Origin of the sequence: Pseudomonas syringae, assembly GCF_000737245.1 — a bacterium.
GTDB classification, from domain to species: Bacteria; Pseudomonadota; Gammaproteobacteria; order Pseudomonadales; family Pseudomonadaceae; genus Aquipseudomonas; species Aquipseudomonas syringae_J.
In genome coordinates, this window is the sequence record NZ_JPQU01000014.1 from 123,338 (window position 1) to 135,623 (window position 12,286).

The 12,286-nt window shown below is 59.7% G+C and carries 9 protein-coding genes; 4 read left to right on the forward strand and 5 right to left on the reverse strand.

Annotation, left to right across the window (positions count from 1 at the left end):
• Nucleotides 1-121: 121 nt before the first annotated feature.
• Nucleotides 122-1,528: an adenosylmethionine--8-amino-7-oxononanoate transaminase gene (locus IV01_RS23240; RefSeq protein WP_032625211.1), complete on the reverse strand. Its 1,407-nt coding sequence runs from the start codon at nucleotides 1,526-1,528 to the stop codon at nucleotides 122-124.
• A 379-nt stretch (nucleotides 1,529-1,907) separates the two neighbouring features.
• Between IV01_RS23240 and IV01_RS23235 the strand changes: the two genes are divergently transcribed.
• From IV01_RS23235 to IV01_RS23225, 3 genes are all read left to right on the forward strand, one after another.
• A complete protein-coding gene (locus tag IV01_RS23235; protein WP_032625212.1) occupies nucleotides 1,908-3,770 on the forward strand; it encodes a flavin monoamine oxidase family protein in 1,863 nt (620 codons plus the stop codon).
• Between the two features lie 290 nt (nucleotides 3,771-4,060).
• Nucleotides 4,061-5,746: an NAD-dependent DNA ligase LigB gene (ligB, locus tag IV01_RS23230; protein WP_032625214.1), complete on the forward strand. Its 1,686-nt coding sequence runs from the start codon at nucleotides 4,061-4,063 to the stop codon at nucleotides 5,744-5,746.
• Between the two features lie 60 nt (nucleotides 5,747-5,806).
• Nucleotides 5,807-6,217, forward strand: coding sequence for a DUF1090 domain-containing protein (locus tag IV01_RS23225; protein ID WP_032625216.1), 411 nt, complete (start codon nucleotides 5,807-5,809; stop codon nucleotides 6,215-6,217).
• Nucleotides 6,218-6,722: 505 nt separating this feature from the next.
• On the opposite strand, the gene IV01_RS23220 is transcribed toward IV01_RS23225, so the two are convergent.
• From IV01_RS23220 to IV01_RS23210, 3 genes are all read right to left on the reverse strand, one after another.
• Nucleotides 6,723-7,169 (reverse strand): c-type cytochrome, encoded by a 447-nt coding sequence (locus tag IV01_RS23220; protein ID WP_032625219.1) that lies wholly within the window; start codon nucleotides 7,167-7,169, stop codon nucleotides 6,723-6,725.
• Nucleotides 7,170-7,247: 78 nt separating this feature from the next.
• Nucleotides 7,248-7,649: an MAPEG family protein gene (locus IV01_RS23215; RefSeq protein WP_032625221.1), complete on the reverse strand. Its 402-nt coding sequence runs from the start codon at nucleotides 7,647-7,649 to the stop codon at nucleotides 7,248-7,250.
• Nucleotides 7,650-7,659: 10 nt separating this feature from the next.
• Complete coding sequence (locus IV01_RS23210) at nucleotides 7,660-8,499, reverse strand: DMT family transporter (RefSeq protein WP_032625224.1); 840 nt, start codon at nucleotides 8,497-8,499, stop codon at nucleotides 7,660-7,662.
• A gap of 315 nt (nucleotides 8,500-8,814) precedes the next feature.
• Here IV01_RS23210 and IV01_RS23205 point away from each other — a divergent pair, with 315 nt between their 5' ends.
• On the forward strand, nucleotides 8,815-10,782 hold the full coding sequence (locus IV01_RS23205; protein ID WP_032625227.1) for a TonB-dependent receptor domain-containing protein: 1,968 nt from the start codon (nucleotides 8,815-8,817) through the stop codon (nucleotides 10,780-10,782).
• A gap of 137 nt (nucleotides 10,783-10,919) precedes the next feature.
• On the opposite strand, the gene IV01_RS23200 is transcribed toward IV01_RS23205, so the two are convergent.
• Nucleotides 10,920-12,266 carry an ATP-binding protein gene (locus IV01_RS23200; protein WP_032625229.1) on the reverse strand — a complete coding sequence of 449 codons (1,347 nt, stop codon included), beginning with the start codon at nucleotides 12,264-12,266 and terminating at the stop codon, nucleotides 10,920-10,922.
• Between the last annotated feature and the right edge of the window lie 20 nt (nucleotides 12,267-12,286).

Here is a 12,286-nt window from a genome sequence, read left to right on the forward strand (position 1 = left end):
GTGCGGTATCGGTCTTGCATTGTAGGAGCGCGCTTGCCCGCGATGGCGTCATAACAGTGACTTATCTGTCGGCTGACACAATGCCATCGCGGGCAAGCGCGCTCCTACGATCGTCAGTGATTCAACCCGGATCACGAAAATCCGGATGGAAATTCTCGCGCACTGCAACGCTGATGCTGGAGCGTGTCGCGATGTCGATGCCTTCGGTGGCGACTTCGGCCAGGAAGTCGATTTGCTCCGGCGTGATCACATAGGGCGGCAGGAAATACACCACGCTGCCCAGCGGACGCAACAGGGCGCCGCGTGACAGCGCATGTTCGAAGACTTTCAAGCCACGGCGTTCCTGCCAGGGGTAGGCGGCTTTAGTCGCCTTGTCCTGCACCATCTCGATGGCCAAGGCCATGCCGGTCTGGCGCACTTCGGCCACGTTTGGGTGGTCCACCAGATGCGCCGTGGCCGTAGCCATACGCTGGGCCAGGGCCTTGTTATTCTCGATGACGTTGTCCTGCTCGAAAATATCCAGCGTAGCCAATGCCGCCGCGCATGCCAGCGGGTTGCCGGTGTAACTGTGAGAATGCAGGAAGGCGCGCAGCGTCGGGTAGTCGTCGTAGAACGCGTCGTACACGTCGTCGGTGGTCAGAACCGCCGCCAAGGGCAGGTAACCGCCGGTCAGCGCCTTGGACAAACACAGGAAGTCCGGGCGAATGCCGGCTTGCTCGCAGGCAAACATAGTCCCGGTACGCCCGAAGCCGACGGCGATTTCGTCGTGAATCAAATGCACGCCGTAACGATCGCAGGCTTCGCGCAGCAGTTTGAGATACACCGGGTGATACATGCGCATGCCGCCCGCGCCCTGGATCAAAGGCTCGACGATCACCGCCGCCACCGTGGCGTGGTTTTCAGCGAGGGTTTGTTCCATGGCGGCGAACATGTTGCGCGAGTGTTCCTCCCAGCCCATGCCTTCCGGGCGATGGTAGCAATCCGGGCTTGGCACCTTGATGGTGTCCAGCAGTAACGCCTTATAGGTTTCGGTGAACAGCGGCACGTCACCCACCGACATCGCAGCCATGGTTTCGCCATGGTAGCTGTTGGTCAGGGTAACGAAGCGCTTCTTGTCAGGCTTGCCGCGATTGAGCCAGTAGTGAAAGCTCATTTTCAACGCGACTTCGATGCAGGACGAACCATTATCGGCGTAGAAGCAGCGAGTCAGGCCCTCCGGAGTGAGCGCGACAAGGCGTTCTGACAACTCGATAACCGGCTGGTGGCTGAAACCGGCGAGGATCACATGCTCCAGCTGATCGACCTGATCCTTGATGCGCTGATTGATACGCGGGTTGGCGTGGCCGAACACATTCACCCACCAGGAACTGACAGCGTCCAGATAGCGTTTGCCTTCGAAGTCTTCGAGCCACACACCTTCGCCGCGCTTGATCGGGATCAGCGGCACGCTCTCGTGATCTTTCATCTGAGTGCAGGGGTGCCACAAGACCTTGAGGTCGCGCTGCATCCATTGATTATTCAGGCTCATTGGCTTTCTCCGGCTTCCGGCTCGCAGGGTACGCGAACGAACAATCGCGCAAGCCTATGCAATGCCTGGCTATCGAACAACCTCTAGTGCCAATTGGTTGGGCGTACGAGCACTGTCACGCGGCCAACACCGGCCCCGTAGGAGCGCGCTTGCCCGCGATTGCGGTGGTTCAGTCGAAAAATTATCGTCTGACTAGACGCTATCGCGGGCAAGCGCGCTCCTACAGAAAAAGCATTCCAATCATGCGGGTTCTTAGGTTTGATGAGCCCTCGATGTACACCACTGGCAGGCCTTCAACGGCTGGCGTATCCTTCGCGCTCTTTGACGTCTCGGGCTTCATTTTCCGAAACTTCCTACGTTTTATTTCGGAGTTTGCTGAATGCTTTCTGGTTGGCTGCGCGCCTGTGCGCTTTTAGTAGTTGGGCTGGTCAGCGTTTCGGCGCTCGCTAATGAAAAACAACATACGGCTATCGTGGTTGGCGGCGGTCTTGCGGGCCTGACCGCGGCTTACGAGCTGCAGGCCAAGGGCTGGCAGGTCACCGTGCTGGAAGCCAAACCAAGTCTGGGCGGCCGTTCCGGTCTGGCCACCAGCGAATGGATTGGCAACACCAAGGCGCAGCCTGCGCTGAACCAGTATCTGGAACGTTTCAAGCTGGCCACCGTGCCTGCGCCGGAATTCGTGCGTACGCCGGGTTACCTGATTGATGGTGTTTACTTCACCAAAGCCGATCTGGCTTTGAAGCAGCCAGCCACCGCCGAAGCCATGAAGCGCTACGACGAGACCCTGGACAACCTGGCGCGCTCCATCGACAACCCGGAAAACCCGGCTCCAAACAGCACCCTGTTTGCCCTGGACCAGATCAACGTCGCCAACTGGCTGGATCGCTTGAAGCTGCCGGAAACTGCTCGTCAGTTGATCAACCAGCAGATTCGTACCCGCTATGACGAACCTTCGCGTCTGTCGCTCCTGTACTTCGCGCAACAGTCCCGGGTTTATCGCGACATCGACGACCGTGACCTGCGCGCTTCCCGGCTGCCGGGGGGTAGTGCGGTATTGGCCGAAGCCTTCGCCAAACAGATCAAGACCATCAAGACCAACTCGCCAGTTTCCGCGATCATCCAGGAAAAGGATGGCGTGACGGTCAAGGCGGGCGCAGTGGGTTACAGCGCTGATTACGTGGTGCTGGCCGTGCCGTTGCGGGCTCTGAACAAGATTCAGATGACCCCGGCGCTGGACGCTCAGCACATGGGCGCGATCAAGGGCACCAACTACGGCTGGCGCGACCAGATCATGCTCAAGTTCAAGACGCCAGTGTGGGAAAGCAAGGCGCGCATGTCCGGTGAAATCTTCAGCAACACCGGCCTGGGCATGCTGTGGATCGAGCCTGCAGTAAAAGGTGGCGCCAACGTGGTGATCAACCTGTCGGGTGACAACGCACGCATCATGCAATCGTTCGGCGACAAGCAGTTGGTGGATCAGGTGCTGATTCGTCTGCACACCTTCTACCCACAGGCGCGCGGTGCCTACACCGGCTACGAAATCCGTCGTTACAGTGTTGACCCGTCCACCGGTGGTTCGTATCTGGCCTTCGGTCCTGGGCAGATCAGCAAGTACTGGCGCCTGTGGGAAAAGCCGGTGCTGCGTGTAGCCTTCGCCGGCGAGCACACCGACACCCTCTACCCTGGCACCGTGGAAGGCGCACTGCGCTCCGGCCAACGTGCAGCCAGCCAGGTGCAGGATCTGGCGGCCGGCAAGTCGTTCGAACCGGTCAAAGTCGCGCCTCCTAAAGCCGCCGACGCGCCGAAAGAATCCAATGGCAACTTCTTCAGCAACCTGTTCGGCGGTTCGTCTGACAAAACTGAAGCCAAGAAGCCTGAACCAGTGAAAGCTGCTGACGATAACAAGGCGAAAGAAAAAGGCTTCTTCTCCTGCCTGTTCGGTTGCGCTGACGAGCCGGTTGCCAAACCGGTCGAGAAAGCACCCGAGCCAGCGCCGGCTCCAGCGCCAGTCGCGCCGGTCGTTGCTCCGGTGGTTGAACCGGCCAAGCCAGAGCCCGCCAAAGCCGAGCCCGCGAAAAAGGCTCCGGCCAAACACGTCGAGCCTGCGAAGAAGACGCCAGCGCAGGTAGAAGCAGCGAAGAAAGAAGCGGCTAAAAAAGAAGCTGCCAAGAAAGAGGCGGCAAAGAAAGAAGCCGCTAAAAAAGCAGCGGCCAAGGCAAAAGCCGAGGACGCCAAGAACTGATTGAGTTCTGGCTGAAATGAAAAAGGCGCGGTGCTGATCACCGCGCCTTTTTTTGTGTGACGCACGCGTGCTGCGCATCCTGTGGGAGCGAATTCATTCGCGAATGCGGCTGTACTGTCGATGAACCTCTATCGGATTTAACGGCCTTTTCGCGAATGAATTCGCTCCCACAAGTCCTCTGCATGCCTTCAGATGGTTTGTGTCGGCCTAATATCCCGTAACCAACCCACTATTGTGCACAACCCATCGACAGCTAGCCTTGGAACACCTCTCCAAGCAAGGATGCTTCGATGCTGCCGCTGTTGCGAATCCTCACCTGTATTGCTTTCACCTTCGCTGCTCTCAACGCCCACGCCGATCAATGTCCTGACTGGACGCCAGCCAAGGCGCGTAGCTCCATCATCTCGCTACAGACCCAGATCGCCGCATGGGACGACAGCTATCACCGGCAAGGGATTTCCCTGATCGCCGACGAGCTTTACGACCAGTCACGCCAGCGGCTGGCGTTCTGGCGCTCATGCTTTGCCAAGCCTGCAGCGGTGGTGGACAACCCGCTCAGAACCGCCACCGGCCCGATCACACACCCTGTGCCGCACACAGGTGTCACCAAGTTGCTCGACGAGGCCGCTGTGCAGGCCTGGCTCAAGGGCCGCACTGATCTGTGGATCCAGCCCAAAGTCGATGGCGTCGCCGTGACGCTGGTGTACGAGCAGGGCCAGCTGGTTCAGGCCATCAGTCGCGGGGATGGCATCAGCGGCCAGGACTGGACCCATCATGCGCGACTGGTCCCGGCAATCCCCGCGCAATTGCCCTGGCAGGAAACCTTGGTGCTGCAAGGCGAGTTGTATCTGCGTCTGGACGAACATGTGCAGGCATCGGCGGGGAGCGTCAACGCGCGCAGCAAAGTCGCCGGGATGCTGGCTCGAAGTACGTTGAGCCCGCAGGACGCCGCACTGATCGGGCTGTTCGTCTGGGATTGGCCGACCGGGCCGGCAGCCATGTCCGAGCGGATGGCCGGTTTGAAAGCGCTGGGCTTTGACGACAGCGCCCATTACAGCCAGCCACTGGATAACTTTGCTCAGGCCCAGCGCTGGCGCGAATACTGGTATCGCAACCCGCTGCCGTTTGCCACTGACGGGGTGATCATCCGTCAGGGGCAGCGTCCGCCTGCACAGCGTTGGCAAGCGAAGGCTCCTTATTGGATCGCCGCCTGGAAATACCCTTACGCACAAGTGCTGGCTGACGTGCGTCGGGTCAATTTCAACATTGGCCGCAGTGGCAGAATCACACCGGTACTGGATCTCGTGCCGGTGCGCCTGGATGATCGACAGATCAGCCGCATCAGCGTGGGCTCGTTGCAACGCTGGCAGGCGCTGGATATTCGTCCTGGCGACCAGATCGCAGTGAGCCTGGCGGGGCTGACGATTCCGCGTCTGGACAGCGTGGTGACACGCAATGTCGAACGCGCCGAGCTGTGGGTCCCACGGACTGAAGATTTCCATGGTCTGAGTTGCTGGCGTGCTACGCCTGGCTGTGAAAGTCAGTTCCGCGCGCGATTGAACTGGCTCAGTGGCAAGAAAGGGCTGGGGCTTGTGGGAGTCGGCCCGGGAACCTGGGAGAAGCTGGTAAACGCTGGGCGAATCGACGGCCTAGTGGATTGGTTGACCCTGGATAAGGATCGGCTTGCTAACATTCCCGGCCTCGGAGCGCGCAGCAGCGCTAAACTACTCGACAGCTTGCAGGGTGCCCGGCAACAGCCGTTTGCAACGTGGCTAAAGGCTATCGGGCTGCCGCCTGCGGGGGATGCCGATCTGAGCGAGGGTTGGCTGGCCTTGGCCGGGCGCTCGACTGAACAATGGCAGGCACAGCCGGGCGTAGGCTCAGGTCGTGCCGCGCAACTGGTTGCCTTCTTTGCGCATCCTGAGGTTCAGGCATTGAGTGAGCAGTTACGCTCGCAGGGTATTCAAGGGTTTTAGTTTTTGTGCCGGGCCTTTCATTGTCACGCCCGGACGTCATGGTTATCAAAAGGAGTTCATATGAAAGTTTTTTCCCCGCTGGTCCTGCTGACCTGCTGCGGCCTGCTGGCGACTCCGCTGCTGGCCGCCGAGCAGGCGCCTGAGCCCAATGGCTGCCTGGCGAAGAGTCAGGAGATCAGTACAAAACTTGAACAGGCCAAGGCTGATGGCAACAAAGAACAGCAGGCTGGACTGGAAAAAGCCCTGAGCGAGACCAAGGCCAATTGCACGGAAGCATCGTTGCTCAAACAGCGTGAACAGAAAGTGCTGGATGCCAAGCGTGAGGTCAGCCGCCGTCAGGCCGACCTGAACAAAGCCATGGCCAAAGGCGACCCGGAGCGGATCAACAAGCGTAAGGACAAACTGGCCGAGTCTCGTAAAGAACTGCAAGACGCCCAGACCGAGCTGGAAGAGATCCTGCCGGAGGATTGAGCACACGCCATAACACATCCCCTGTGGGAGCGAGCTTGCCCGCGAAGACGGCTGAACAGTCAGTACATCTCTGGCGTCTGGAACACCGCCTTCGCAAGCAAGCTTGCTCCCACAGGTCCATCATCGGCCGATGGAATCAATAACTGCGCCGGGAAGAGGTCAAGTACAGCCCCCGATATTTATCGTCTGAAATGCCGCGTAAGCACCTGTGGGAGCGAGCTTGCTCGCGAAGACGGCTGAACAGTCGGTACATCTCTGGCGTCTGGAATACCGCCTCGCAAGCAAGCTTGCTCCCACAGGTCCATCATCGCCCGATGGAATCAATAACTGCGCCGGGAAGAGGTCAAGTACAGCCCCCGATATTTATCGTCTGAAATGCCGCGTAAGCCCCTGTGGGAGCGAGCTTGCTCGCGAAGACGGCTGAACAGTCGGTACATCTCTGGCGTCTGGAATACCGCCTTCGCAAGCAAGCTTGCTCCCACAGGTCCATCATCGCCCGATGGAATCAATAACTGCGAAACTCCTTATGGCACGCCTCGCACGCCGCTTCGACCTTGCTCACCGCCGGTGTCAGGGTGCTGTTTTTGAAGGGGCGTTCATTGCTGGCGGTTACCAGCTCACCGGTCGCTGACTCCAGCGAGCGGGCCAATTCCTCGAAGCGCTTTTGCTTCTGCCAGACGTCGTCCTTGGCGCTGGTGTGATCCGCCTCTTTAACTTGTGGGAAATGCTTCCAGGGTTCGTGGGCGAGGCCATCAAGTTTGAGGGCGCCGTCGCTGAAGCGCTGACCATCGAACGCCACACGTCCACGCAGCATGCCGCCCAGGTCTTCGCTGGTCTTGAGCATTTGCTTGAAGATCGCCTTGCGCTGACCCAGTGGCGAGTCAGGGTCCACACCGCCGCAAGCGCTCAACGTCATGCAGGTCAGCAGGACTACGCTCAGTCTCTTCCACATCTTGATCAACCCAGCCCGAGGATAACGCCGGCCAGTATCCTCGACTGATCGGCGTAGTCCAGCGCTGAATTGCCGCAGTCACGCAGGCATTGGCGTGGCCGAGGCCACAAACAGGCCGACGATCAACCCCAGGCCGACAAGCCAGGCCAGTGAGCGCAACGCCGCCCAATCAGCCAGATAGAAGATGATGTAAAGCAGGCGGCTGGTGATGAACAGCACCGCGACCACATCAATGGTCACCAGCTGCGCGTTACCGGCAATGTGGGCGATGATCACGGCGGCGGCGAAGCCGGGCAGGACTTCGAAGCTGTTCAGCTGCGCGGCATTGGCGCGGGCTGGCAGACCTTCCAGATTGTTCAGGAAATTGCGCGGGTTGTGATTGTGCTTGCCATTGAACTTGCCGCTCGAAAACTTGGCGATACCCGCACAGATGATCGGCAGAATAATCGCGATCAATACGCACCAGAAAGCAACCGTCATAGCAGAATCCTTATAGTTTGAGTTTCATCACGAGCATACCCAGCAGGACCAGGCCACAAGCTAAGAGCCGGGGCCGACCGAAAGGTTCTTTTAAATAGCGCATCCCGAACAACACCACCAGAATCACGCTGACTTCGCGCAACGCCGCTGCCTCTGCCACCGAACCCAATTGCATCGCCCAGAGCACTAAAGCGTAGCTGAGTAACACGCACAGGCCGACACTCAACCCCAGCCGCCATTGCTCGCGCCAGAACAGGGTAAACGCCGGGCGTTTGTACACCACCGCCAGCATCGGGAAAGGCCAGGCGCTGATCAGGGTCAGCCACACTAGATAGTCCAATGGGTGCGCGCCCATTTGCAGGGCTTGGCCATCAATCCAGGTGTAACAGCCGATGCACAGCCCGATCAGCGCGACCACCGGCAACAGCGACCACGGCAGCCGCTCACCACCCCCACCTTGCCAGAGCAGGCAGACTATACCGCATGGAATCAGCAGAATGCCGAGCATTTGCTGGGTGCTAAGTTGTTCACCAGCGAAAATCAGAGTCAGGGCCAACACCACCAATGGCGATAACCCGCGCATCAACGGATAGACCAGGCCCAGGTCACCGACGCGATAGGCCTTGATCAGCAAATACCGGTAGAGGAGTTCAAACAGTGCGGAGGCAATTATCCATGGCCAGATGGCAGCAGGTGGCGGCTCCACAAAGCCCACCGCCAGCACCGCGAACAGCAGCGCCACAAAGTCCATGCTGGCAATCACCAGCAGGCGCTCACCGCTGAACTTGATCAGGGTATTCCAAGTGGCGTGCAGTAACGCCGCGATCAACACCAACACCGTAGCCAGCAAGTGAATCTCCCTGATGTGAACGCGTGAAGGCGGTGAGGATAGATGATTCACACAGTCTGTAGGAGCTGCCCAAGGCTGCGAATGCTTTTTTGTGGGACCGGCTTTAGCCGGGAAGACGTCGGTACATTCAATACATTTGCATCGGCAGAGCTGCCGCCTTCCCGGCTAAAGCCGGTCCCACGGATCTGTGCGTGCTCCGAGGCAGAGCGGCGCCATTCCTACAGGGTTATCTACCCTGTCACACCTTGTCCAACCTTTCTTAATAAGAATCCTTACGATTTGCGTTTCTCGAAGCCCGACTCGTAAGGAAGCTCCATGCATTCTGTTTTTCGTTTGCGGCCAGCCGTCGCTATGACGATGGTCGCCCTGGCGTGCCTTATCGCCCAAAGCACCTGCGCTCAAGCCGAGCAGAGCGCCGTCGTGCCGTTGACCCTCGAAGAAGTGACCGTAACAGCCGCCGGTTACGAACAGAGTGTGGAAAATGCGCCAGCGTCGGTGACGATCATTACCGGTGACGAACTGCGCAAGCGCTCGTTTCGCGATCTGACTGACGCCCTGCGCGATGTAGAAGGCGTCACGGTCAACGGCGGCGCCAACGAAACCGACATCTCCATTCGTGGCATGCCTGCCGATTACACGCTGATTCTGGTCGATGGCAAACGTCAGAGCGCCCGTGAGTCGCGGGTCAACGGCAACTCGGGTTATGAACAGAGCTTCATTCCACCGGCTGAAGCCATCGAGCGGATCGAAGTGGTGCGCGGCCCGATGTCTTCGCTGTACGGCTCGGACGCCATCGGCGGCGTGATCAACGTGATTACCCGCAAGGTCACCTCGGAGTGGGGCGGTTCGGTCACTTACGATTATTCGGCACGCCAGCACAGCGATCAGGGCAATGCCCGGCAGACCCAGTTTTACCTCAATGGTCCGTTGATTCAGGACACCTTGGGGCTGCAAGTCTGGGGTCGTTATCTGGATCGTCAGGCCGATGACGATGTCGAGACCACCAACGGTTTCAGCAAGGCCGACCACAAGGACCTGACCGCGCGCCTGGCCTTCACCCCGACCATCGATCATGACATCCTGCTGGAAGCCGGTGCCACACGCTTGAAGAACGGCGATGGCCTGAGCGCCAACTGGGCGACTCGCGAGCAGGAAAACAACCGCGATCACTGGTCGATTTCTCACCAGGGTCGTTGGGACTGGGCGACGTCCGATATCTCGTTCGCCCAGGAGGAGTCCTCCCGCAAAGGTCTGGCCAGCGCAACCCAGACCGACGTGCTGGGCCGCAAGCCTACGGTGAAGAACTCGGTACTGGACGCCAAACTGGTGATGCCGACCGAGCACAACATCACCACCACCGGCCTGCAATGGAACGAAACCACCGTCACCGACTGGAACCAGGGCCTGGGCGACCGGGTGAATTACGAATATTCCGTGGTGCAGAAAGCGCTGTTCGCCGAAAACGAATGGGCAATGACCGATACGTTCTCGTTGACTACCGGCCTGCGCATGGACCATCACGAAGAGTACGGCGTGCACTTCAGCCCGCGCGTTTACGGGGTATGGAACGCCACCGACGATTGGACCTTCAAAGGCGGTGTTGCCCGCGGCTTCAAGGCGCCAGAACTGCGCGCCGTGATCCAGGACTATGCCGTACTGCGTCGCAACACTTACGCGATGCTCGGTAACCCGGACCTCAAGCCAGAGACCAGCACCAACTATGAGCTGTCGGCGTTGTGGTCTAACCGCAACGACCTGTCGGCAGGCGCGACGGTGTTCTACAACGACTTCCAGGACAAGCTGTCCACCGTCACCACCGCAGAGCGCTTTAACGGCTACATCATCATGGAGCGGGTAAACGTCGACAAGGCGGTCATTCGCGGCGTTGAGTTGAACGGCCGTTGGGACGTTGCTTCTGATCTGGCGCTCAAGGCCAACTACACCTACACCGACTCTGAGCAGAAATCCGGTGCCAACGCTGGCGCACCGTTGGCCCTGACGCCGAAGCAGAAAGCCAATGTGCGCAGCGACTGGAAGCTGTCGGACAAGACCCAACTGTGGGCCTCGGTGAATTACTACGGCGAAGAGTACGGCAACACCATCACCGCCGAATCGTCACCGGGCTACACCACGGCTGATTTTGGCGGCTCGTATGAGCTAACCAAAAACGTCTCGTTCAATGCCGCGCTCTACAACGTGGCCGACAAGCGCCTGGATGATGAAACCTACGGCACCGTGAACTACGGCCGCACCCTGTGGGCTTCGACGACAGTGCGGTTTTGAGGTCCATTTGTTGGAGCGAGGCTTGCCCGCGAAGAACGATAACGCGGTGTGCATGCTTAACCGCGTCGGCTGGTTCGCGGGCAAGCCTCGCTCCAACAGAAATAGGATTCCAACCATGTGGATCACCCCATCGGGTTTCACGCCGGCTCAGGCGCTGCGGGCAGACGCACCACGGCGCATAAACCAGCGGGAGGCCGATTTTCCAGGGCCAGTTCCCCACCGTGCGCCTGGATACACGCGCGGGCTATGGCCAACCCCAGGCCTAGCCCGCCACCTTGACTGACATCCGCACCGCCACGTCCCAATTGCACGAACGGCTCGAACACCTGAGTCAGCCAGGCCGGATCAATCCCCGGTCCATGATCGAGAATCTCCAGCCGAACCATCCCGCCTTCCTCGCGAACCATATGGATTTGCGCATCTCCCGCATGACGCAGCGCGTTATCGATCAGGTTGGTCAGCGCCCGCTTGAGCGCCAATGGCCGGCAACGACAGCTGATCGCTTCGCCGGACTGCCACGTGACCGGCTGCTCCATAGTTCGATAGCGCCGGGCCAGATCGTCGAGCATCTCGTTCAGGGACACCGTCACCGTGGGCTCCTGCACCGCATCGCCGCGCACGAAATTGAGGGTCTCGGCGACCATGGCGCGCAGCTCGTCGAGGCTTTCCAGCATGTCGTCACGCAGTGGCCCGTCTTCGATCAACTCCACTTGCAAACGCAACTCGGTGATCGGCGTATTCAGATCGTGACTGACCGCCGCCAGCATGCGCGTGCGGCCCTCGACATGGCGGGCGATCCGTTCCTGCATCACATTGAAGGCCGTGGTCAGATCCCGCGCTTCCTGCGGGCCGCTCAACGGCAGAGGCGAAATCCACTCGCCACGGCTGACCCGTTCCGTTGCTTCGGCCAGGGTCTTGACCGGCTGCACCACGCGGCGCATGAAGAAAATCACGATCAGCAACACCGGAATGGTCGTCACCGGCAGGGTATACGCCAGCAAGCGACTCCACTCATAGGCGCCCGCCGGGTGCTGCAAGGAGTTCAGGCTCTGTCCGTCGGGCAAAATCAGGCTGGTGCGCAGCCGCAGAGGTGCCCAGCCCGCACGGAGAAATACCTGCTCCCGAGCCGGGCCACCGGTGGTGCGTTCCAGCTGAATGTTCACCGGCATGTCCGGCGTCAACGCCAGCCGTTCGCGCAAGTCGCGGGCAAGGCGGCGCTCTTCCTTGTGCATATCAAAGGGGCTGACCTCGGGTTGTTGGGCAATCCAGAAGCGTGCGTCTGCGGTATCCATCGTCGCCAATACCCGCGAGGCGTCGGCGGCCGACAGCTCATGGGCAACGTGATAGGCGGTGACTAAGCGCTCAAGGGTCAACGTGCGCGACAGCGGATGGATCAGCGCCCCGGTGCGTTGCAGAAACAACATCGCAATGGCGTTGGAGGCCAGCAATGCCAGTAATAAAAGCAGGCCCAGCTGATGGGTCATGCGTCGCGGCCAGCAGCGGC

Excerpts from the sequence above, each read along its gene's own strand:
- IV01_RS23240 (WP_032625211.1), bottom strand. The coding sequence starts at position 1,528 with ATGAGCCTGAATAATCAATGGATGCAGCGCGACCTCAAGGTCTTGTGG.
- IV01_RS23215 (WP_032625221.1), bottom strand. The coding sequence starts at position 7,649 with ATGACGGTTGCTTTCTGGTGCGTATTGATCGCGATTATTCTGCCGATC.
- IV01_RS23200 (WP_032625229.1), bottom strand. The coding sequence starts at position 12,266 with ATGACCCATCAGCTGGGCCTGCTTTTATTACTGGCATTGCTGGCCTCC.
- IV01_RS23220 (WP_032625219.1), bottom strand. The coding sequence starts at position 7,169 with ATGTGGAAGAGACTGAGCGTAGTCCTGCTGACCTGCATGACGTTGAGC.
- IV01_RS23225 (WP_032625216.1), top strand. The coding sequence starts at position 5,807 with ATGAAAGTTTTTTCCCCGCTGGTCCTGCTGACCTGCTGCGGCCTGCTG.
- IV01_RS23235 (WP_032625212.1), top strand. The coding sequence starts at position 1,908 with ATGCTTTCTGGTTGGCTGCGCGCCTGTGCGCTTTTAGTAGTTGGGCTG.
- ligB (WP_032625214.1), top strand. The coding sequence starts at position 4,061 with ATGCTGCCGCTGTTGCGAATCCTCACCTGTATTGCTTTCACCTTCGCT.
- IV01_RS23205 (WP_032625227.1), top strand. The coding sequence starts at position 8,815 with ATGCATTCTGTTTTTCGTTTGCGGCCAGCCGTCGCTATGACGATGGTC.